Below are 22606 nucleotides of genomic sequence, written 5' to 3' on the forward strand. Positions count from 1 at the left end.
TCATGAAGACCTATATACATTTATCAAATGGCGCTTCGTTTGAAGGAAAAATAACTACGAAGCCCCTCAATGGGGAAATCAAAGGAGAAGTCGTTTTTTTTACAGGCATGACAGGGTATCAGGAAGTTCTGACTGATCCTTCATACAAAGACCAAATCATTGTCTTTACCTATCCGCTCGTCGGCAATTACGGAATCAATGAATATGATTTTGAAAGCAAGAAGCCGCATGTCGCAGGAGTGATTGTATACGAAGGAAACATGAGCCATTCCCATTATCAGGCTGACTATTCCTTGAAGGATTACCTCGATAAATGGGATATTCCGCTTCTCTCTGGCATTGACACACGGGCGCTTGTGAAAAATATCCGTAAGGAAGGGTCGATGGAGGCTGCGATTTCAAAGGAAAGATTCTATGACACAACCCTATTGATCCAAAAACCAAACAATGTCGTACAGGAAGTATCTTCACAGAATATCCAAAGTTTTGGAAAAGGGGCCACCCATATCGTACTGCTGGATTTTGGATTTAAAAAATCCATTCTCGATTCCCTGCTTCTGCATAAATGCAGGGTGACCGTCGTCCCATTTAATACAACTTTGGAAAAAGTAAAATCACTAAACCCGGACGGGGTTGTGCTTTCCAACGGACCCGGTGATCCCAAGCAGCTAGATCGCCTGTTGGACAATATAAAAGCCATCCTTTCCGCTTATCCAGCGATGGCAATTTGTCTCGGCCACCAGCTTACCGCACTCGCTTTTGGCGGAAATACAAAGAAAATGCTTTATGGCCACAGAGGGGCGAATCAGCCTGTTGTAGATTTGCTGGACAAAAGCGTTTATATGAGTTCTCAAAACCACAGCTATGAAGTTGATGAAACAAGCTTGAAAAACACATCTTTACGGGTTCGTTTCCGTAACGTCAATGATGGAACAGTAGAGGGATTGATCCATGATACATTACCGATTCTGACAACACAATACCATCCGGAAGCCAATCCCGGGCCAGCCGAAAGCGGCAAGCTGTTCGAGGAATTTTTGCGGATGGTAAATGAACATTGCGGGAGCGTAAAAGCATATGCCTAAGGACATGACCATCCAAACCATCTTAGTTATCGGATCAGGGCCGATTGTAATCGGCCAGGCAGCCGAATTTGATTACGCAGGCACTCAAGCCTGTCTGGCGTTGAAGGAAGAAGGCTATAAAGTTATATTGGTCAATAATAATCCCGCAACGATCATGACGGACACTATGAATGCCGATGTTGTTTATTTTGAGCCGCTTACGAGTGATTTTTTGGCCCGTATCATCGAAAAGGAGCGTCCCGATGGGCTTCTTGCTACATTAGGCGGCCAAACAGGGCTAAACCTCGCCTATCAACTCCATGAGCAGGAAATCCTTCAGAAAAACGGAGTAAAGCTGCTTGGAACCCCAATAGATTCTATCAAGAAAGGGGAAGACCGGGAGCTTTTCCGTGAATTGATGTTTGAAATCAATGAACCAGTACCTGAAAGCCAAATCGTCCATACGATGGAAGAGGCTATTACCTTCGCCGAGAAAATCGGCTTTCCCATTATTATCAGACCCGCCTACACACTCGGCGGCACAGGGGGAGGAATTGCTGAAACAATGGAAAGCTTCAAGGAGCTTGTCCGGGGCGGACTTCAGGAAAGCCCGATCACGCAGTGCTTGATCGAGAAAAGCATTGCCGGCTATAAAGAAATTGAGTACGAAGTGATGCGGGACGGGAATAATACATGCATTACGATTTGTAATATGGAAAACATCGATCCGGTAGGGATCCATACCGGCGACTCCGTGGTAGTCGCTCCGTCACAGACACTTACCGATGAAGAATTCCATATGCTTCGTTCAGCTTCGATTAAAATCATCTCGTCGCTCGGGATCATCGGCGGCTGTAATATCCAATTTGCACTTGATCCAAACAGTAAAAATTATTATTTAATCGAGGTCAACCCGCGTGTCAGCCGTTCTTCTGCACTTGCATCGAAAGCGACTGGCTACCCGATTGCGAGAATTGCCGCTAAACTGTCGGTTGGCTATCAATTAACCGAGCTCATTAATCCCGTTACAAAGAGCACGTATGCAAGCTTCGAGCCGGCCCTTGATTATGTAGCGGTTAAATTCCCGCGCTGGCCATTTGATAAATTCAAAACGGCCAATCGCAAACTGGGTACGCAAATGAAGGCGACCGGCGAAGTCATGGCGCTCCACAGAAATTTAGAAGGGGCCGTACAAAAAGCGGTAGATTCCCTCGAATTAAAAACGATAGGGCTGCAGCTTACCGCTTTAAAAGTACAGTCTGTTCCGGAATTAACGAAGATGCTTTCCGAGTGTTCGGATGAAAGGATTTTCGTCATTTTTGAATTGCTGCGCAAAGGGGTCGCTGCTGAAGAAATTCATGAGGCTACCGGGATTGATTATTTCTTCCTGCATTCATTTGCTTCCATTATTGAAATTGAAAAACACGCTGCTGGAAAAGAGCCGCTTTCCTTTTCAGAAGAGGAGCTGCTATCGATAAAGGAAAAAGGGGTCTCTGACCGATATCTTGCGTCTGTTTGGAAGTTGAAGGAACTCGAGGTGCGAAATTGGCGGAAATCTCTTGGCGTGCTTGCTTCCTATAAAACAGTGGATACATGCGCTGCAGAGTTTGAGTCACACACGAATTATTATTACTCGACGTATTTTGGCGAAAATGAGCAAGAAAAGTCGGATAAGTCAAAAGTGTTGATGATCGGAAGCGGGCCAATCCGAATCGGCCAGGGCATTGAGTTTGATTATTGCTCGGTCCATGGGGTATATGCACTGCAACAAGAGAATGTGGAAACGATCATGATCAACAACAATCCTGAAACTGTCAGTACCGATTTCGCTACGGCAGACCGATTATATTTTGAACCGTTAACTTTAGAATATGTATTGAATGTGATTGAAGCGGAAGACATTTCCGATGTAATTGTCCAATTTGGCGGCCAGACGGCGATAAATCTTGCACAGGGGTTAGAGGATTATGGAGTCAATTTACTCGGCACATCTTTTGATATTGTGGATCAATTGGAAGACAGAGACCGTTTTTATCAATTGCTGCAAAAACTTAATATTCCCCGAGTACCGGGGACAATGGCCAATAATGAAACGGAACTTATCCAAAATGCCGCAGAAATTGGTTTCCCTGTTTTAGTAAGACCATCATACGTTATCGGTGGTCAGGGGATGGAAATTTTTCATGATAAAAACCGCTTAATGAAGCGTCTTGCAAATGGTATTTCCCTGGACTATCCTGTACTAATCGATTCCTATATTCCAGGCAGGGAAGCGGAAATTGATTTGATTGCTGATGGAAAGGAAGTTTTTATTCCAATTATCGCCGAACATATCGAAAAAGCAGGGGTACATTCGGGCGATAGTATGGCGATGCTTCCCGCACAAAACCTGACAGCCCTCGAGAAAGAAACAATGGCCGGCTATGCAAAAGCGATTGTAACGGAACTAGGTTATAAAGGGTTGATGAACATTCAGTTTGTCCTAAGTGACAATAAAATATATGTACTCGAAGTTAATCCGCGGGCAAGCCGAACCATTCCAATCATCAGCAAAATTACCGATGTTCCGCTGGTACATGCTGCGACAAAAGTATTGCTTGGGAAATATACACTAGCGAATTTGTTCGAAAAAACAGGTCTTATGGAAGACATTCCATACAGCGTAGTCAAATACCCAGTATTTTCGACGTTTGCGCTTAACGGGTTGGATTCAAAAGTTGGACCGGAAATGAAATCGACAGGTGAAGGCATTGCAATCGGCGAAGATACTTCAGAAGCTCTTACAAAGGTTTTTCATACCCAAAGGGCAAAGCATGCAAAAGAAGTATACAAGGCTGAGTCTGTTCTTTTGAAAGACAGTATCCTACGGGAAATGGAGCAATTGGGCTATAAGGCTGTAAATACTGACTTTGACTCATGGTTGAAAACCGGAAATGGTGCTGCAGTGCTGGCGTACGGTGTAAGTGAAGAAGATAAGCATCTGAGATTGATGGCCGCCAAATATCGTCTTCAGGTATTTACAGAGGAAGAAAGCTTTAAGGCATATTTGCAGGGTGCATCGAATAAGGAGCCGGGGATTTCCTCCTTGCAGGAGTGGCTGCTAAGACGTTCAGAAGGAGTGACTCATTTATGAGAGCGACACAAATACAAAAGAAAAATGTGCTGCAGCAAAAAGACTTCCTGGCACTTGCAGACATTCCAGGAGAGAGAATTTTGCGGCTTCTTGAACTGGCAAAGAATATTAAAACAAAGCATGCCATGGGCGAAGAATATAAACCCTTAACAGGTAAAACGCTGGGGATGATTTTTGAGAAATCCTCGACACGCACCCGTATTTCTTTTGAAGTTGGGATGCTGCAGCTTGGCGGCCATGCACTGTTTTTGAACAGCAATGATCTTCAATTAGGAAGAGGAGAAACCGTTTCTGACACAGCAAAGGTGATGTCTCAGTATGTAGACGGAATCATGATCCGTACATTTGAACATGATAAGGTGAAAGAACTGGCTTCTGCTGCTTTGATCCCAGTCATTAATGGACTGACCGATACAGCCCATCCGTGCCAGGCCCTTGCAGACTTGTTAACGATCCAAGAAGTGAAGGGACAGCTAAAAGGCTTGAAATTGGCTTATTTAGGAGACGGCAATAATATGGCCCATTCGCTAATGATGGCCTGTGCCAAAACTGGAATTCACTTCTCGATTGCCTGCCCCAAAGAATTTGCACCTGATCAAAAGATTGTCGAGCTTGCCCAAAAGGAAGCGGCTATACATGGTTGTACGATTGAAGTCCATATAGCTCCGGAGGCAGCCATACTCGATGCAGACATTGTTTATTCCGATGTTTGGACATCGATGGGGCAGGAGGAAGAAAATGGGCTGCGCCTCCAGGTTTTCAAGGAATACCAAATAAATGCTGATATTATCAAGCATGCAAAAAAAGATTATACGTTTATGCACTGTCTGCCGGCACACCGCGGGGAAGAGGTCACAGCAGAAATTATTGATGGACCGCAATCGGTCGTTTTCCACCAGGCCGGTAATCGCCTTCACGCGCAAAAGGCGGTTCTTGTGGATCTGATGTCTTAAATATGGTTTAAAAATAGCATTCATGTTAAGAGCTAAAAAGGTAACAATAAGGGAGTAGCCATACAAAAGGAGAGATGACGATGGGACAGAATCATCAATTCAGACCAGGGCAAAAAGCTCCCAATAACGGTTCTTATGTCGAGATTGGCGAAACAGGAAGCACGGTTTTACATCCGAAAAAAATCAAATTGAGTGCAGGAGACCATTTTCCTGAAACAGCTAATCATAATCGTCTTTGGACTTATCAGCGGAAACCTTGACAATCAAGTTTTCCTTTACTGTCAGACCTTTAAAAGGGTCTGGCTTTTTATTTTACATTTTAGAAAATGAAAAGTAGGCATCCAGGTTGAAAACAAAAGCAAATAGGGCACAAAAAAGGACATCCCTGTCGAGGATGTCCTTTTACCTATAAATGTAAAGATGTTAATGATCTGTTTTTTCAACTGGACCATTAGGGAGCAAGGCAGGTACAATCAGAATTAAGATAGTTACTGCAATCCCTAAAATATTGGCTGTTGAAAAATCGTATCCTACTCCGATCATCGAGGAAACGACATATGTGACCATATGAATTAAAATAAAGGTCCAGAAAAACGTCCAAAAGTATCGCATTGAAAATCACCTCGTTCCACTACAATCAACCTTTATTTTAACATAATTCGGATGATTGTAAAATCAATTTTTTATAGATGATTGAAAAAAATCAGACTTTACCCAGTAAGTATAGCTTATTAGGAAGCAAAGAAAGTGTTTTTTTTAATAGAATGAAATGAATTAGGCGTTATATGATAGGCATATAAGCGTTCGGGATTTATCGACAGACATATAGTAATAAAGGCAATTTTCGAAAAAGGAGTAAGCATTGATGGAACAGCGAACATTTCAAAGTGATGGGCAATGGAATATCATCTATTACCCAGTGCAGCCAAGTGGTTTTTCTGTACTGCTTATTGGGGATCGTAACCATTTTGTTGAAGAAGAAAACAGTTACTGGCTGCAGCATCCAGGAAGGTTTGAGATTTTAGAGCATCTTAAGGAATATGGGTATACAGTATTTTCTTCTAACTTTTATGAAAGCGGCTGGGGAAGCGTTAAGACCGCAGAGTTAGCTAAAAAGCTGTATTTTATTATGATGAAGAGCGAGATATTAAACGGCAGGATCCATGTTTTGGCAGAAGGAACAGGGGCCCTTACCGCAATAAGGTTGATGGATGAAATGAGCGAGCAGATCAGATCAGCCGTTTTCATAAATCCTTGCCTGTCCTTGTCAGCATATCTGAAAAAAGAAAAAGAGAATAAACTTTTCTATAAAAGGCAGCTGAAAGAAATCTCGGCAGCTCTTGAATTGGAAGAAAGTAAGTGTGAACAGTTCATTTTATCCTCTCAAGAACGCTTGCCCAATAAAGAAATCCCCCTGAAGATCATCCATATTCTCGAAAGTGTTACTAGAGGGCAAACAGATTTATACCGAAAACTCGAGCAGCAATCTGAACGGGCAAAAACAGATATAACATTTTTGCTTCCGGAAAAGAGATATAAAATTCCTATACAAGTTCAGCAGTTTTTTAAAAAACATGAATTTCCACTATAAAAACCGATATATTTCGATGATTGCCCGCATACGATACAGCAGTCAATATCATAAAGCCGGGGAGGCTGTATCATGGAATTATCGATTGTGATCGGTGCCTATCAATTTATCGGGTTTCACTTGTGTAAATATTTGCTTGAACTGGGGGATGAAGTGCTTGGTGTCGATTGGCTTGAGGATACGGCCCCCGGTAATATGATGGAGGAAAAGCAGCTTGAGATCGGACGCAATTCCAATTTCCAATTTAAACCGCTGGATGGACTTCAGGATTTCAAGCTGTCCAATAAGGCAACCATTTATGTAAGCTGGTATGATGCTGTAAAAGGCAGTACCGGTAAAAGGGATCATCTAAACCGCCGCATTCAAGAAATCATCCGTACGTTTTTTGCTTTCGATCCTCAGGAAAGGCCAAGGATCGTTTTGCTTTATCCCCTGGGCATCAAAGGGGAAGAGATCCTGCAGGATAATCAAAAAGCAGATAAGGTCATTTTTCTGCCAACCATATATGGACCCTGGCAGCATGAGAGCATGGCATTCGAGCAGGGAGTGCGAAACAGGGGAGAAGCAGAAATAAAGGCAGCCCTTGAAAAGGAATATAGGCTTGATGCGATTTATATAACAGACCTACTCGATTATTTTGTAGATATTCTCGATACTTCTGAAAAAAACATAGTTGTAATTAGCTCCAAGAAAAATCAATGGTCCATGGCCGCCAGAGTGTTATTTGGCGACAGTATCACAAACGGGGATGTTCCTGAAAAGATGGTGATAAAAGATGAAGCAGACCATGCATATCATCTGAATAATGCTGTCGCTCCCGAGCAGGGAATCAACCTTCAAAGACAGCATTATAAGCGCCTGAAGCTCCTCGGGAAATGGAAGATACGCTAAAATGTTTTGCGGAAAATGATGTATCTGGGCTAGGCTTTAATCGCTGCTTGTTGGGATGATTGCACTTGGCACCGATGTGGTGTATCCCGCGGGTGACGGCTATAATGTTCCTGTGATCGAAAAGATGAAAAAAGAAGACCGGTAATTGCCCAATGAACAAAATTGATGATATGATCTAAATGATATAGTCAGCGATAAAGGAGCGGATGATATGGAACAGGATAAAAAAATGGAATTCATGGCAATTGCAATGAAATATTTCCCCGAGGCAAAAGCTAAATTGGATGCTTCAGGCGTACCGTTCTCGATGGAGCTTGCAGAACCATTCATGGATCTATTCCAGAAAGTAATGTATGAAGCCTACGAGCTCGGGAAAAAAGATGCTCACGCGAACCAATAAAACAGGAAAAAGGCTGATTTAACATGATTTCCTGATAAATCAGCCTTTTCGCAGCTAACTTTTATTCTTTTTAATCAGTTTTGAAAGCATTGGATTGATTTTGGAAAGTCCAGGTTTGACTTGATTATAGGCATTCATCAGTTTATCGAAATTTCCCATCAACTGTTGATAATCAACGTTTGCTGCAATGCTTTTCCAGTCGGTTTTCTCCTCTTTAGGAGGAGGAGCTGCCTTTCTGCCAAACATGAATTGCGTAAAGTGATCTTCACTTTCTGTTTGCTTGTTCCCCTTGAAAATCCCCATGTACAACACCACCTCAAAGCTTTTAATTTTTTCCTTATTTATTATATGATTGTACAATCATTGGTGAATGGGCGCTTGTCCTTCCTATATTTCTGAAATACAGAAAACTTTCCTTTTTGGATTCATACCTATTGCAACATCATGAAGAATTCTATAGAATTAGTACCAGGTAATAATAATTGATGATAATTAATTAAAGAAAAATATAGATAAAGGGGTTGTCTCTATGAATGCAGGCATTTTAGGAATCGGCCGCTATTTACCCGAAAAAATTCTAACTAACTTCGATTTAGAGAAAATGGTCGATACTTCTGATGAATGGATCCGGACGAGAACGGGAATTGAAGAAAGAAGAATAGCTGCTGATGATATCAATTCTTCTGATATGGCTTATGAAGCGGCATTGCATGCAATCCAAGATTCAGGGGTTTCAGCAGAGGAAATTGACTTGATTTTAGTTGCAACCGTTACGCCTGATTATCCTTTTCCATCTGTTTCATGTATGATTCAGGAAAAGTTGGGTGCCAAAAAGGCTGCAGCGATGGATCTTAGTGCCGCGTGTGCCGGATATATGTACGCGATGGTAACGGCCGCACAATTTATCCAAACAGGTGCCTACAAGCATGTTCTAATCGTAGGAGTCGAAAAACTTTCTAAGATTACGAACTGGGAAGACCGTAATACTGCGGTGCTGTTTGGGGATGGTGCCGGAGCTGCAGTAATTGGCCCTGTTTCCGATGGACGTGGGATTCTCTCTTTCGAATTAGGGGCGGACGGAACAGGCGCGAAACATTTATATCAAGACGAGCACCTTATTATGAACGGCCGAGAAGTGTATAAATTTGCTGTTCGACAAATGGGTGAATCCTCTGTGAATGTCCTGGAAAAGGCTGGTCTTACAAAGGAAGATGTCGATCTGCTCATTCCTCACCAGGCTAACATTCGTATCATGGAAGCGGCGCGTGAAAGATTAAACCTTCCAATTGAAAAAATGACAAAAACAGTTCATAAATACGGGAACACCTCTTCATCCTCGATCCCGATCGCAATGGTCGAGGAATTTGAAGCAGGAAGGATTAAGGACGATGACATAATCGTTATGGTCGGATTTGGCGGCGGCCTCACATGGGGTGCGATCGCGCTGCGCTGGGGACGGTAATATAAATCACAAAGGACGAAGGGCAGCGACGTTCTTTCGTATAGAGGTTTAGAATTGGGAAAGTTATGTGAAGCAAAATGGTAATATCCTGAAAGGAGATGGATTATTAAATGAGTAGTAAACGCCGAGTAGTTGTTACAGGAATCGGAGCAGTAACACCAGTAGGAAATGACGCGGAAACGTCATGGACAAATATCCTCGCAGGAAAATCCGGTATTGGGCCTTTAACACGCTTGAATGCTGATGATTACCCTGCCAAGGTTGCGGCTGAGTTAAAGGATTTTAACATAGAAGAATATGTTGACCGTAAAGATGCCAGAAAGATGGACCGCTTTACCCATTATGCGATTGCGGCATCGATGATGGCGGTCAAGGATGCGAAGCTTGAAATCACGGAGGAAATCGCACCACGGGTAGGGGTGTGGATCGGTTCCGGAATTGGTGGAATGGAAACATTAGAAAACCAGCACGAAATATTTTTGAACAGAGGCTATAAGCGAGTCAGCCCTTTCTTTGTTCCGATGATGATCCCTGATATGGCGGCCGGCCAGGTTTCAATCATGCTTGGGGCAAGAGGTGTGAACTCCTGTACCGTAACAGCCTGTGCTTCCGGGACGAATTCCATTGGAGACGCGTTTAAGGTCATTCAACGTGGCGATGCAGATGTAATGGTAACCGGCGGCACCGAGGCTCCTATCACGAAAATGGCGGTAGCCGGGTTTTGCACCAACACCGCATTATCGACAAATGCCGATCCGCAAACAGCAAGCCGTCCATTCGATATTAGCAGGGATGGTTTTGTAATTGGTGAAGGAGCAGGCATCCTCGTGCTTGAGGACCTTGAATACGCGTTAAACCGCGGTGCAAATATTTATGCGGAAATCATCGGCTATGGAGCAACCGGTGATGCATACCACATCACTGCCCCTGCACCTGGCGGGGAAGGCGGGGCGCGTGCCATGAAAATGGCGATTAACGATGCCGGCCTGAAACCTGAGGATATTCAGTATGTGAACGCGCACGGAACCAGCACTCCTTATAATGACAAATATGAAACAATGGCTGTGAAAGAAGTATTCGGCGAGCATGCATATAAGCTTGCGATGAGTTCGACTAAATCGATGACAGGACATTTGCTTGGGGCAGCCGGAGGGATAGAAGCAGTCTTCACGATACAATCAATCCGCGATGGCATTATGCCGCCAACGATGAATTTGGAAACACCTGATCCGGACTGTGATTTGGATTATGTGGCGAATGAAGCACGCAAAGCTGAAATAAACGCTGCCATGAGCAATTCACTTGGCTTCGGCGGTCACAATGCAACGATTGTGTTTAAAAAATACGAATGAAATCAAATTAAACAACCACCTGCTAAAGCAGGTGGTTGTTTAATTAACAGCAAGTGTTTACAGAATGAAAATTCTATAATCCATTTTTCTTGATACATGATCGAATATAACATCAGGTTCATGCTCACCTCTTTTAGCCGTCTCGCACATGTTTTAGCTGCATACAATATGATAGCTGAAATAATTGGAGTGATTAGATGGCAGTTATCAATACAAAGGAATGGCTGGAGAACGATTTTGCCGAGCCGTTAAAAATAGTAGCGAAATGCAAAGAATTATTTTCCGAATCAAACCCTAAACCACTTTATAAGTATTTGCAGAGCCATGGTATGTACAGCCCGTCATCAAGGGCAAAAAAGGGCCTTGAAAACTTAATCGAAAGAGATATATGGGGAGCAACAGAGGGAATTTATCATAAATACAAAGAATTATGGGCTGGGTCTGAAATTCCGGTTTATATTTTTCCCTTTAGAGAATCGAACGGATTGTCCAGGACCAAGAGTAATAAATCTGGTCTGGCTTTTAAAGATAAATTGTTTCTTTTTGTTCATTCCAGTATAAGCGATAAGGAGCTTGAAGCCGTTTTTGTCCATGAATATCACCATGTTTGCCGCCTGAACAGGCTGAAAAAAAACCCGGAGCAATATACCTTGCTTGATTCAATGATCATGGAAGGCCTTGCTGAGTATGCTGTTTTGAAGCATGTAGGAAAGCAGTATCTGGCAAAGTGGACTTCTTTATACGATGAAAAGGAACTGCTTAAATACTATGATCGCTATCTAAAGACACAGCTTCAGACAAAACGCACAGAGGAGCTTCATGATGAGTTGCTGCTTGGAGCAAAACCTTTTCCATCAATGCTTGGCTATTGTACAGGTTATTATCTGGTAAGCAAGGCTGGGCTGGTTCCCGTTAAAAAGTCTTTTACCATTTTTTCAGAGGAAATTTTGAAAAAAGCGGATTTCAAGGAGTAAGCCTTATCGTTGAAACGATAAGGCTTGTTTTCAGGGTAGCTGAAATTCAATGCTTTACATATTTCGCAATAGCCGTCCATATATTGTAGTAAAAAAGATTAGGACAGGAGCTTTCCAGGATGTCTACCGAAAAAAAACCACCCACCTCATTAATAACTGATACGCTGTTTAGGTTCCTGGCATTGATAATCGGGTTTTCTTTGACTGTTTCGGGCGGTTTAAGCGTGATTGCCTATCTGAATCTTTTGGCAACAGGGCACAGTCTATTGGAGTATACTCTTTTCCTGCTGAAGAGAGTGGAATTTTATCTGCTCCCTATTGGGTTGCTAATGATATACGCAAGCCTTTATGTAAACCGTTCTAGACACAGATGAATTTATATACATTTTTATACCATTCATAGGAAAGACAGGAATAAATTTTCGCCGCTCTGCCTATACTGATGGACAAACAGTATTATGTTAGCGAGGGGTTAAATGATGCTATATCTTCACGATGTATGGGTAAATTGGTTTGAAGGGGAAGAAAACGGTTATAATATTTGCCAGTTCCATGAATGGAGAAAAGATGATGGCATTGAACTTCTGGACCAGGTGCCGCTGTTAAAAGTTTCGGCTCCGCTATTCAGCTACATAGAAAATGATTTATCTGAACTGCCTCAAGCCCTGCTCAATGACGTATATCAAAAAGCATTTTCAAGGAAAAACCATGAACGGGTCCAAATGGATTATTGCTTTGTCGTAACAGATGGTTCCGGGATCCTGGCAATTGATACGATCGGCTATCATATTCCTATCCGCAAAAGCAGGCTCATCCCGCGCCAGGAGACGATTGTATATGATATGTGTGAAAATCACCCGGTGATAGAATATACCTTTTCAGAAGGGGAGTCAACGGCAAAGGAACATCATATTTTATCGCCTGAACCATCTTTCATGAAAGGCTTGACAAGGAAGGAACGCCAGCTTAAACAGCTGCTGTTTATGGCTCTTGACCAGCTCTTTACAGCCGGCAACACGGCTGAAACCCGTTACTGGTACACCGAGTGGGCTCCGGAGAAATATGCATATATCCAGGATTTGAAATTCGAAGATGCCTGGCAAGAACTATATGAAGAAACACAGGAGGGCTGGTCGGACAAGCATTTCCTCCTATGCGAAAATTTAATTAAAGGGCAGCCATTTTTTGAAAAGCTATGGGAAATGGAAGTAGGCGACAGCCAGTCCATGTTATAAGAGAAAAGAAGAAGCGCCCTGTAAAGTGGAACAGGACGCTTCTTCTTTTTTATCGTTTTCTTCCCAGCCCAATGCTGTTATACATTTTGCGCAGCATTTTATTTGCGTCCGCATTCGCTTTTTCGGCTCCGCGGTCCAAGATGTCATCAAGCTCTTTTGATTCTAGTAACTCATAGTATCTTTCCTGGATCGGCTTGATTTCACCTAAGACAACTTCGGCCAAACCAGCTTTAAAATCCCCGTAGCCTTTTCCTTCGTACATCTCCTCGATTTCCTGAACGCTCTTGTTGCTGAAGATGGAATAGATGGATAGGAGGTTGGAGACCCCAGGCTTATTTTCTTTATCATATTTGACAATTCCCTCTGAATCGGTCACGGCGCTTTTGATTTTCTTTTCAATCTGCTTTGGTTCATCAAGCAGGGCGATCGTCGCTTTTTTGTTAGGATCCGATTTGCTCATCTTTTTCTCCGGCTCCTGCAGGGACATAATCCTTGCCCCGACCTTTGGAAGGCTGATTTCAGGGATCGTGAATAGGTCATTATATTTTTTATTGAAACGTTCTGCCAGGTCCCTTGTCAATTCGATATGCTGCTTTTGATCATCGCCGACCGGTACGACATCTGTTCCATAAAGAAGAATATCAGCAGCCATCAGTGGCGGGTATGTAAGAAGCCCTGATGATACTCCTTCTTTTCCTGCCGATTTATCTTTGAACTGGGTCATTCTTTCCAGCTCTCCGATATAAGCATTGCATTGCATGATCCATCCTGCCTGGGCATGGGCCGGGACTTCAGATTGAATGAAAATCGTATTCTTGTCTGGGTCAAGACCGATTGCCAGATACAGTGCGGCAAGGCTCCTGACATTCTTTCGCAGTTCCAGGCGATCCTGGGAAACAGTGATCGCATGCTGGTCGACGATGCAGAAGAAACAATCAAATTCATGCTGCAGGTCGATAAATTGTTTCATGGCCCCGAGATAATTTCCCAATGTAACGGAACCGGTAGGCTGAATGCCTGAAAAAATTCTTTTCACGTACAATGTCACTCCTCTATTAGCATCTTTTAAAAATAGATTCTTTCCATTATTGTAAGGATAAACATGGTGCTATTCCACTGTTTTAGACAAATTAACAAACCTTATAAGCATAAACACTTTTTCTGAAATTCATAAGTAGTAGAAAAATAAGGCAGCTAACATGATAAGCAGCAAAAAAAGGCCGACCATCAGGCAAGAGTTATACCTGAAGGAAATAAGCTCTGACAGCGGAGTTTTTTCCTCTTTTAATTGGCGATCTCTGCTTGACTCAAATACAGTCCGGAAGCTGAAGAAGATTGCGTCAAAAAACCCTTTCTGAATAACCATCGTCAACAAAGAAAGAGTTAACAGTCCTCCGGAAATATAAAATGAAATATCAATAAAATGAAGCAGCGATATCTCCCTGAAAAAAATCAATGAAAACAAAAAAACAAGAATGAGGACAACAGCCATCCAGATAAAGATTCTTTTCAATTAAAAAAACCTCACTCACTTTATTAATATTAGAAGTAGTATACCAAAAATATGAAGCAAAAGTATAATTAGAAAAACAAAGATATTATTTTAATATAATTATTTTTTCTCGACATGCATAATTATAGAAAATATGGCCATTTCAGTCATGATTCCGCAACGTATTTTATTCCTAACTTTCAGGTTTATTTTGCTGGTTTAAAGCGCTAAAATGTAGAAAGATAAAATTTAAACGGGCATTTTCTCTCATTTTCAAAAACTTTATTAAAACTTTGTAAACTTTTTTAAAAAAATATATATACAAAATTCTAAAAACTTGTATAATAATCCTTGTAAGAATTTTTCATAAAAAAAGGGGTGTCACAAATTTGAAAAAGTCAAAATTTTCGTTGCTTTTTATTCTTACACTTGTTTTCAGTTTAATCCTGGCTGCATGTAGCGGCGGTGGAGATGACGAAGCATCAAGTGATAATAATGAAGGCAAAGGCGAGTCTAAATCTGCCGCTAAGCAAGAATTGAAGATCCTGGATTCTTCTGAAATTCCAACAATGGATACTGCACTTGCTGAAGGTTCAACAAGCTTTGATTACATCAACAACGTAGGCGAAGGTCTGTATCGTCTTGACTTGGAAAATAAGCCGGTTCCGGCCATGGCTGAAGGTGAGCCAGAAATCAATGAAGACAAAACTGTCTTTACTTTCAAATTAAGAGACGCAAAGTGGTCTAATGGAGATCCTGTTACTGCCAACGATTTCGTTTTTGCTTGGCGGAGAGCGATCGACCCTAAGACTGCTTCTCCATACGGTCCGTACATGATGGGCGGAAAGATTAAAGGCGCTCAAGAGATTACGGATGCTGCAGCTGCTAAAAAGTCTTACAAACTTGAATCATTAGGCGTAGTAGCTAAAGATGACAAGACATTGGAAGTTACTTTAGATAAGCCTATCCCATATTGGGAAGACTTATTTGCATTTCCAACTTTCTATCCACAACAAGAGAAGTTTGTTACAGAAAAAGGGAAAGATTACGCAAGCAATAAAGACAACATGCTTTACAATGGGCCATTCGTAATGACAAAGTGGGACGGACCTACTGGTACTGAGTGGGTTCTTGAAAAGAACGAAAACTATTGGGATAAAGACAGCGTAAAACTAGATAAACTTACCTTTAACGTAGTTAAAGATTCTAATGCTCAGGCTACTGCTTTTGAAGCTGGTGAAGTAGACAGGACTTGGAAACTTTCTTCCGACCTAGTTCCTCAATATGAAGGCGACGATCGCTTAGTTAACGAGCTTGAGAAAACTACATTCTGGATGAAAATGAACCAACAAAATGAAGCTCTAAAGAATGTAAATATCCGCCGTGCTATTGCACAAGGGTTTAACAAAGAAGATTTTGCTGCTAGCATCCTAAATAACGGTTCCCTTCCTGCTAATGGACAAATGCCTGCAGAATTCGTAACTGATCCGGCATCTGGTAAAGACTGGCGTGAAGTTAACGGTGATTTGATTAAATTTGACGCTGAAGCTGCAAAAGCTTCATGGGAAAAAGGCTTAAAAGAGCTTGGAGAAACAAAACTTACTCTAAGATATCTTGGAGGAGATACTGAAACTGCCAAGAAATCTGCAGAGTACTTCAAAAACCAATTAGAAACCAACCTTCCTGGGTTAGAACTAAAGGTTGAAAGCGTACCGTTTGCCGTACGTTTGGAACGTGATAACAAGCAAGACTATGATTTACAAGAAGCTGGATGGGGCCCGGATTACCGTGACCCAATGTCTTTCTCTGACTTATTCGTGACTGGCGGAGGAAGCAACAGAATGGATTACTCTAACAAAGAATACGATGCATTAATTAAAAAGGCTCGTACTGAGCTTGGTGACAAACCAGAAGAATATTACAAGACTTTAATGGAAGCTGAAAAAATCCTAATTGAAGAAGATGTTGCGGTCGCTCCAATCTATCAACGTAATAGTGCAACCCTAACAGCAACCAAGATTAAGGATATTGCAGTGTATGATTACGGTCCAGACTATTCTTATAAATGGGCTTATGTAGCAGAAGAATAAAAAATATTGGTAGATTTTCTTTTCTAAATATATAATATTTTAGAAGTGAAAAGAGAGTATATTTAACAGATATACTCTCTTTTTCCCTGTAAGAGAATATTTAAACTAAAGGGAATATTTTGATTTATGCAATAGGAGGTGCGCAAAATGGCCAAGTATTTGGTTAAACGGGTTTTTTATATGGTTATTACACTATTTATTATTGCTTCGATGACATTTTTTCTGATGAAGCTTATTCCGGGATCACCATTTGCCAATGCTAATAAATTGGGCCCGGCTCAGTTGGAAATAATGAATGAGAAATACGGTCTAGATCAACCTGTACCAGTTCAATACGTAAAATATCTTGGGAATCTCGTGCAAGGAGATCTCGGTGTTGCCTTTCAATTTGGTAATACTCCGGTGAGTGATTTGCTGGTTAACAGACTTGGGCCATCCTTGCAGCTTGGATTACAAGCGATGATTTTCGGTTCTATTATTGGAATATTATTAGGAGTAATCGCTGCATTAAGGCAGAATACATGGATCGATTACGGATCTACATTTCTTGCTGTAATAGGTAAAGCAATTCCCAACTTTGTTTTTGCAGGTTTATTACAATTCTTTTTCGCTCTGAAATTAGGCTGGTTTCCGGTTCTTTTTTGGAAGGGACCCGAATATACCGTCCTTCCAACTATCGCCCTTTCCATGTTTCCGCTTGCCATAGCAGCCCGTTTTATGAGAACAGAAATGATTGAGATATTGAGTTCTGATTATATTACGTTGGCAAAAGCAAAAGGTGCAAACTTTTTTGAAGTTGCGTTTAAGCATGCTCTAAGAAATGCCTTGATTCCGGTTATAACCGTGCTAGGACCATTAACGGCATCCTTAATGACAGGATCGCTTGTTGTGGAGGAAATTTTTGGTATACCGGGAATCGGGGAACAATTTGTTAAGTCAATTGCGGTTAATGACTATAATGTCATTATGGGAACTAACCTGGTATATGCGGCTTTATTCGTCGTAATTATCTTAATTGTGGATATATTATACGGTGTCATAGATCCACGAATCAGGGTTGCAGGAGGTAAGAAGTAATGGCACAGAACAATGAAAAAATAGCTGCTGAAAAATTTGCTCCGGCCATTATTGATTCTGCAAAAAGCGAAGAAATTAACAAGCCCAGCTTAAGTTTTTGGCAAGATAGTTGGATGCGGGTCCGCAAAAATAAAGCTGCTGTAGCTAGCTTAGTAATAATGATGTTCATGATTATCTTAGCATTCCTTGGCCCTGTGATTAGCGGAAAGGATAGCGAAGCACAAAATGTTACCCAAAATAATCTCCCGCCTAAAGTACAAGGTTTGGAAAACGTCAGCTGGCTTCCTTTTGATGGTACGAAAACTTTGCCAAACGGTAAAGAAGTGGATTACTATAAACAGAAAAATGTTGATGAAGATGAATATTATTGGTTTGGTACAGATGCTCTCGGTCGTGATTTATTTACTCGTGTCTGGGAAGGTACCCAGGTATCGTTGTATATTGCTTTCCTGGCAGCATTAATAGATTTGGTTGTAGGTGTCACATATGGGGCTGTATCGGGTTACTACGGCGGACGTCTTGATAATACTATGCAGCGTATCGCCGAAGTGTTAATGGGAATACCGACCTTGGTGGTCGTAATTTTGATGATTCTCGTTCTTGAGCCAGGGATTGTATCGATTGCTGTTGCTATGAGTGTGACCGGATGGGTAGGAATGTCGCGTGTGATCAGGGCACAAGTACTAAAATTGAAGGAACAAGAATTTATACTGGCCTCCCGGACATTAGGGAATTCCAATACAAAAATTATTTCTAAACATTTATTACCCAACCTGGCAGGGGTTATAATCATAAATACAATGTTTTCAATTCCGAATGCAATCTTTTTTGAAGCATTTTTAAGCTTTATCGGTTTAGGACTTCAGCCGCCAGATGCTTCCCTTGGTACACTTATTGATGATGGGTTCAAAGTATTGCGCCTACATCCACACGAAATGATTATTCCAGCTATAGTTATAAGTATTATCATGGTATCGTTCAATATGCTTGCCGATGGATTAAGGGATGCCCTCGATCCGAAAATGCGAGATTAAGAGGTAGGTGAAGGTAATGGAAAATATATTGGAAGTGAAAGACTTAAATATCTCGTTTCATACTTTTGGCGGGGAGGTGAAAGCGATCCGCGGTGTTGATTTTGAACTAAAAAAAGGCGAAACGCTTGCAATTGTCGGTGAATCTGGTTCTGGCAAGTCAGTAACGACTAAGTCAATCATGAGACTTTTACCACCTGGAAACTCAGAGATTAAGAATGGACAAATATTATTTGGCGGAAAAGATCTGGCAAAGTTATCAGATCGGCAAATGCAAAAAATCCGTGGAAAAGATATTTCGATGATCTTTCAGGATCCGATGACATCCTTAAATCCGACTATTAAAGTTGGGAAACAAATCATGGAACCGATTATCAAGCATCAAGATGCAAGCAGGGCAACTGCAAAGAAAAGAGCTTTGGATTTGCTTCATTTAGTTGGGATTCCACAGCCTGAACAAAGGTTTGAGCAATATCCGCATCAGTTTTCCGGCGGGATGAGACAAAGGGTGGTCATAGCCATCGCACTTGCCTGCAACCCGAAAATTCTGATTGCTGATGAGCCTACGACAGCACTTGATGTAACGATTCAAGCCCAGATTTTGGAATTGATGAAAGAATTGCAGAAAAAGATTGATACATCGATCATCTTCATCACCCATGACCTAGGCGTGGTTGCTAATGTCGCTGATCGTGTCGCGGTTATGTATGGCGGGAAAATTGTTGAAGTCGGAACAGTCGACGAAATTTTCTACAATCCGAAACATCCATATACATGGGGATTAATCAGTTCTATGCCAAGCTTGGATTCCAGGGATGAAGAACTATATGCGATTCCCGGAACTCCTCCTGATCTCCTTAATCCGCCTAAAGGGGATGCGTTTGCACCACGAAATGCTTATGCGATGCAAATTGATTTAGAGGAGCAGCCTCCGATGTTTAAAGTTTCAGACACTCATTATGCAGCTACCTGGCTGTTGCACCCGGATGCTCCGAAGGTAGAGCCTCCCGAAGCTGTTAAGAGACGAATGAAACAGTTTTTTTCAGAGCAGGAGGGTAAATGATGGCACAACGTGAAAAATTGCTGGAAATAAAGAATTTAAAACAATATTTTAATGTTGGCAAGCCAAGCATGGTAAAAGCGGTCGACGATGTCTCTTTTGATATTTATAAAGGGGAAACTCTTGGGCTTGTTGGAGAATCCGGTTGCGGAAAGTCAACAACCGGACGTACAATCATTCGTCTTTACGATGCAACCGATGGCGAAGTCAATTTTAACGGAGTTAATGTACATGGAAAGAAATCCAAAAGTGAACTAAAAGCTTTTAATCGCAAGATGCAAATGATCTTCCAGGATCCTTCTGCCTCTTTAAATCAGCGCATGAAAGTATCTGATATCATCGCGGAAGGCATTGATATTCACGGACTGGCCAAGACGAGACAGGAACGCATGGAAATGGTGTATAACTTATTGGAGACAGTAGGTTTGAATCGTGAACATGCCAACCGTTATCCGCATGAATTTTCCGGCGGACAGCGCCAGCGTATCGGAATTGCGCGTGCCCTGGCCGTTCAGCCTGAATTCATTATTGCGGACGAACCGATTTCAGCATTGGATGTATCGATTCAAGCACAGGTTGTCAATTTGTTGAAAAAACTGCAAAAGGAAAAAGAACTGACCTATTTGTTTATCGCCCATGATCTGTCGATGGTTAAGTATATCAGTGACAGAATCGGTGTTATGTACTTTGGAAAGCTTGTGGAACTGACAACGAGCGATGAACTGTATGCCAATCCGCTGCACCCTTACACACAATCCCTGTTATCGGCGATTCCGCTACCGGATCCGGAAAGTGAAAGAACGAGAAAACGGAAGGTGTACAACCTGAACATTCATAACTATGCAGAAGGTGAAGAAGTGAAAATGCGTGAAGTGAAACCTGGACATTTTGTATATTGTTCAGAAAAGGAATTAAAACAATACCAAGCAGTACTTCCTAAGTAAACCAAAAACGACCTCCATCAGAGGTCGTTTTTCAATGTTAAGACAAACTAACCTTTCTTTTTTTTGAAAAAAACGACTAAAATCGTCGAATTGTGGTAAATGGTTCATGACTGCCTATTTTCCTTCACGTTCGATAAGATTATAATAGAAAATGAGATTCCAATTTGAGAGGAGCGGCAAGATGAATGCAATCAAGCGGATGGCACTTATCGGTATTGCTTTCGCCGGTGTCATATCAACATCCGGAGGTCCGGTACAAGCTGAAGAAACCCCCACTGTATTAAATCATCAAAAAAACCAGCTGGCCCTAACAGCAAAAAGTCTGCCAGATGGGATGGCACGTTTTGTTTATGATTCCGGGTTAACGTTTACTTATCCCGATGCTGTGCGCGGGATTTATGTAACAGGGCATTCTGCAGGAGGAAGCAACTTTAACAAGCTTGTCAATTTACTTGATAGGACTGAATTGAATGCCATGGTCATTGATATTAAGGATGACTGGGGGAATGTGACTTACCAGCCGGAAGATCCAAAATCCGCTTATGCGGGAATCGGTAAAAACTACATAAAAGAACCTGCTGAAATGCTTAAAGAGTTGGAAAAGAAAAAAATCTATCCGGTTGCCAGGATTGTCGTCTTTAAGGATTCAATTTTATCGAAACAAAAGCCGGAACTTTCCTATGTGGATGGCAAAGCAGTTTGGAAGAATGGTAGAGGGGAATCCTTTGTCAATCCTTTTTTGAAAGAAGTATGGGATTATAATGTTGGCATTGCGATTGAAGCAGCAAAGATGGGCTTCCAGGAAATCCAATTCGATTATGTCCGTTTTCCGGAAGGATTTGAAACAAGGGACAGCACGCTGAAATATGATATGGGAGAATATAAGGACCTTAAAATCGATAATAATCAAAAAAGAGTAAAAGCCGTTACCGATTTTGTTAGCTACGCACGGGAAAAATTAAAGCCATACGGCGTTAAAGTTTCTGTTGACATTTTCGGATATTCGGCAACCCTTCCAGAAGCACCTGGCATCGGTCAGAACTTTTCAAAGATATCGGAAAATGTGGATGTAATCTCTTCGATGATCTATCCAAGCCATTGGACATCGTATTTTGGCATCGCAAAACCAGATCTTGAGCCATACAAGTTAGTGCAAGAGTACGCCAAACTAGAAAATAAAAAGTTGGCTGAACTAGAAACTCCTCCAACTTCAAGACCATGGATCCAAGACTTCACTGCTTCTTACCTAGGTGCAGGGAACTATAAAAAATATGGGAAAGCAGAAGTGGAGGCTCAAATAAAGGCGTTGAAGGATAACGGAATCGATGAATACCTGCTCTGGAATGCTGGGAATCATTACACGCCAAATGTTGACTATGCACCATAACTAGCCTTAGAAATTAGTGTGCAAAAAGGATACCCTTTTAGAGTTCAGTGCTGAAACACACCTGACATCTATATTGGGGTATCCTACTTATCTAAAGATAAGCAATCCTTTTTGAAATCGAGAACAGTGCTAGCTTAAGCGGCGAAACAAGGCGTTTCTGGTCCTCTTTTGATTTGACATTTTCCCAAAATGATTTAATATGTAAACTGCAAAGTTTGTTATTTTTGCTTTTTCCCACCGACGTTTTTCCAGCCGGACTGAATTCCTGCTGAATGGTTCGAAATGTCGGAATGCCGTTTTCCGCCAAATATTTTCTCTCCGATACCATTCGTTAACACACCATTGATGGCCGTTATACCGATAATAAGCACAGCTACCACAATAAAATCAAATATATACCCAGCCATGATTAACCTCCTAAAAGATAAGCAGCACACGGCTGCAACCCAGATTTATATCCTTATCTTTAT

General features: G+C 41.6%; 23 protein-coding genes. 18 read left to right on the top strand and 5 right to left on the bottom strand.

Translation table 11 applies throughout. The features are described 5' to 3' along the window. Window positions 1-2: 2 nt before the first annotated feature. The 4 genes from ELQ35_RS06605 to ELQ35_RS06620 all read left to right on the top strand — a co-directional run bounded on the left by ELQ35_RS06605 (window position 3) and on the right by ELQ35_RS06620 (window position 5410). Window positions 3-1085, top strand: coding sequence for a carbamoyl phosphate synthase small subunit (locus ELQ35_RS06605; RefSeq protein ID WP_126864042.1), 1083 nt, complete (start codon window positions 3-5; stop codon window positions 1083-1085). Continuing rightward, window positions 1078-4197 (top strand): carbamoyl-phosphate synthase (glutamine-hydrolyzing) large subunit, encoded by a 3120-nt coding sequence (locus ELQ35_RS06610; RefSeq protein ID WP_126864043.1) that lies wholly within the window; start codon window positions 1078-1080, stop codon window positions 4195-4197. The genes ELQ35_RS06605 and ELQ35_RS06610 overlap by 8 nt, the downstream gene beginning before the upstream one ends. Continuing rightward, entirely contained in the window at window positions 4194-5150 is a 957-nt protein-coding gene (gene argF, locus ELQ35_RS06615) for an ornithine carbamoyltransferase (RefSeq protein ID WP_126864044.1), read from the top strand. The genes ELQ35_RS06610 and argF overlap by 4 nt, the downstream gene beginning before the upstream one ends. An 80-nt stretch (window positions 5151-5230) precedes the next feature. Beyond that, entirely contained in the window at window positions 5231-5410 is a 180-nt protein-coding gene (locus ELQ35_RS06620) for a YjzC family protein (RefSeq protein WP_126864045.1), read from the top strand. A gap of 163 nt (window positions 5411-5573) precedes the next feature. On the opposite strand, the gene ELQ35_RS06625 is transcribed toward ELQ35_RS06620, so the two are convergent. Further along, window positions 5574-5762, bottom strand: coding sequence for a YjzD family protein (locus ELQ35_RS06625; RefSeq protein ID WP_126864046.1), 189 nt, complete (start codon window positions 5760-5762; stop codon window positions 5574-5576). Between the two features lie 253 nt (window positions 5763-6015). Here ELQ35_RS06625 and ELQ35_RS06630 point away from each other — a divergent pair, with 253 nt between their 5' ends. The 3 genes from ELQ35_RS06630 to ELQ35_RS06645 all read left to right on the top strand — a co-directional run bounded on the left by ELQ35_RS06630 (window position 6016) and on the right by ELQ35_RS06645 (window position 8032). Next, the gene (locus tag ELQ35_RS06630; protein ID WP_126864047.1) at window positions 6016-6741 is read left to right on the top strand and encodes a hydrolase; all 726 of its coding nucleotides are present in this window, start codon (window positions 6016-6018) and stop codon (window positions 6739-6741) included. 72 nt (window positions 6742-6813) lie between these two features. After that, entirely contained in the window at window positions 6814-7632 is an 819-nt protein-coding gene (locus tag ELQ35_RS06635) for a hypothetical protein (protein ID WP_126864048.1), read from the top strand. 211 nt (window positions 7633-7843) lie between these two features. Continuing rightward, window positions 7844-8032 carry a ComZ family protein gene (locus ELQ35_RS06645; protein WP_126864049.1) on the top strand — a complete coding sequence of 63 codons (189 nt, stop codon included), beginning with the start codon at window positions 7844-7846 and terminating at the stop codon, window positions 8030-8032. Between the two features lie 54 nt (window positions 8033-8086). On the opposite strand, the gene ELQ35_RS06650 is transcribed toward ELQ35_RS06645, so the two are convergent. Further along, a complete protein-coding gene (locus ELQ35_RS06650) occupies window positions 8087-8335 on the bottom strand; it encodes a hypothetical protein (protein ID WP_126864050.1) in 249 nt (82 codons plus the stop codon). A gap of 226 nt (window positions 8336-8561) precedes the next feature. Between ELQ35_RS06650 and ELQ35_RS06655 the strand changes: the two genes are divergently transcribed. From ELQ35_RS06655 to ELQ35_RS06675, 5 genes are all read left to right on the top strand, one after another. Beyond that, window positions 8562-9494, top strand: a complete 933-nt coding sequence (locus ELQ35_RS06655) for a beta-ketoacyl-ACP synthase III (protein WP_126864051.1) — start codon at window positions 8562-8564, stop codon at window positions 9492-9494. 110 nt (window positions 9495-9604) lie between these two features. After that, on the top strand, window positions 9605-10846 hold the full coding sequence (fabF, locus tag ELQ35_RS06660; RefSeq protein ID WP_126864052.1) for a beta-ketoacyl-ACP synthase II: 1242 nt from the start codon (window positions 9605-9607) through the stop codon (window positions 10844-10846). Window positions 10847-11043: 197 nt separating this feature from the next. After that, window positions 11044-11820 (top strand): DUF2268 domain-containing putative Zn-dependent protease, encoded by a 777-nt coding sequence (locus ELQ35_RS06665; RefSeq protein ID WP_126864053.1) that lies wholly within the window; start codon window positions 11044-11046, stop codon window positions 11818-11820. Between the two features lie 119 nt (window positions 11821-11939). Further along, a complete protein-coding gene (locus ELQ35_RS06670) occupies window positions 11940-12194 on the top strand; it encodes a YuzI family membrane protein (protein ID WP_246026008.1) in 255 nt (84 codons plus the stop codon). Window positions 12195-12299: 105 nt separating this feature from the next. Further along, a complete protein-coding gene (locus ELQ35_RS06675; protein WP_126864054.1) occupies window positions 12300-13055 on the top strand; it encodes a YjbA family protein in 756 nt (251 codons plus the stop codon). Window positions 13056-13104: 49 nt separating this feature from the next. Here ELQ35_RS06675 and trpS read toward each other — a convergent pair whose 3' ends face one another. Beyond that, the gene (trpS, locus tag ELQ35_RS06680) at window positions 13105-14091 is read right to left on the bottom strand and encodes a tryptophan--tRNA ligase (protein ID WP_126864055.1); all 987 of its coding nucleotides are present in this window, start codon (window positions 14089-14091) and stop codon (window positions 13105-13107) included. A 132-nt stretch (window positions 14092-14223) separates the two neighbouring features. Continuing rightward, window positions 14224-14568 (bottom strand): DUF3899 domain-containing protein, encoded by a 345-nt coding sequence (locus tag ELQ35_RS06685; RefSeq protein ID WP_126864056.1) that lies wholly within the window; start codon window positions 14566-14568, stop codon window positions 14224-14226. A gap of 368 nt (window positions 14569-14936) precedes the next feature. Here ELQ35_RS06685 and ELQ35_RS06690 point away from each other — a divergent pair, with 368 nt between their 5' ends. The 6 genes from ELQ35_RS06690 to ELQ35_RS06715 all read left to right on the top strand — a co-directional run bounded on the left by ELQ35_RS06690 (window position 14937) and on the right by ELQ35_RS06715 (window position 22136). Further along, a complete protein-coding gene (locus ELQ35_RS06690; RefSeq protein WP_126864057.1) occupies window positions 14937-16637 on the top strand; it encodes a peptide ABC transporter substrate-binding protein in 1701 nt (566 codons plus the stop codon). Window positions 16638-16784: 147 nt separating this feature from the next. Next, the gene (gene opp3b, locus ELQ35_RS06695; RefSeq protein ID WP_126864058.1) at window positions 16785-17714 is read left to right on the top strand and encodes an oligopeptide ABC transporter permease; all 930 of its coding nucleotides are present in this window, start codon (window positions 16785-16787) and stop codon (window positions 17712-17714) included. Then, window positions 17714-18748 carry an oligopeptide ABC transporter permease gene (opp3C, locus tag ELQ35_RS06700; protein ID WP_126864059.1) on the top strand — a complete coding sequence of 345 codons (1035 nt, stop codon included), beginning with the start codon at window positions 17714-17716 and terminating at the stop codon, window positions 18746-18748. The genes opp3b and opp3C overlap by 1 nt, the downstream gene beginning before the upstream one ends. Window positions 18749-18764: 16 nt before the next feature. Next, entirely contained in the window at window positions 18765-19808 is a 1044-nt protein-coding gene (locus tag ELQ35_RS06705) for an ABC transporter ATP-binding protein (protein ID WP_126864060.1), read from the top strand. Next, entirely contained in the window at window positions 19808-20749 is a 942-nt protein-coding gene (locus ELQ35_RS06710) for an ABC transporter ATP-binding protein (RefSeq protein WP_126864061.1), read from the top strand. The genes ELQ35_RS06705 and ELQ35_RS06710 overlap by 1 nt, the downstream gene beginning before the upstream one ends. A 181-nt stretch (window positions 20750-20930) precedes the next feature. Then, a complete protein-coding gene (locus tag ELQ35_RS06715) occupies window positions 20931-22136 on the top strand; it encodes a putative glycoside hydrolase (protein ID WP_126864062.1) in 1206 nt (401 codons plus the stop codon). A gap of 218 nt (window positions 22137-22354) precedes the next feature. On the opposite strand, the gene ELQ35_RS06720 is transcribed toward ELQ35_RS06715, so the two are convergent. Beyond that, on the bottom strand, window positions 22355-22543 hold the full coding sequence (locus ELQ35_RS06720) for a hypothetical protein (RefSeq protein ID WP_126864063.1): 189 nt from the start codon (window positions 22541-22543) through the stop codon (window positions 22355-22357). Between the last annotated feature and the right edge of the window lie 63 nt (window positions 22544-22606).

The organism is Peribacillus cavernae (assembly GCF_003989135.1).
In the GTDB taxonomy this organism is placed as follows: domain Bacteria; phylum Bacillota; class Bacilli; order Bacillales; family DSM-1321; genus Peribacillus; species Peribacillus cavernae.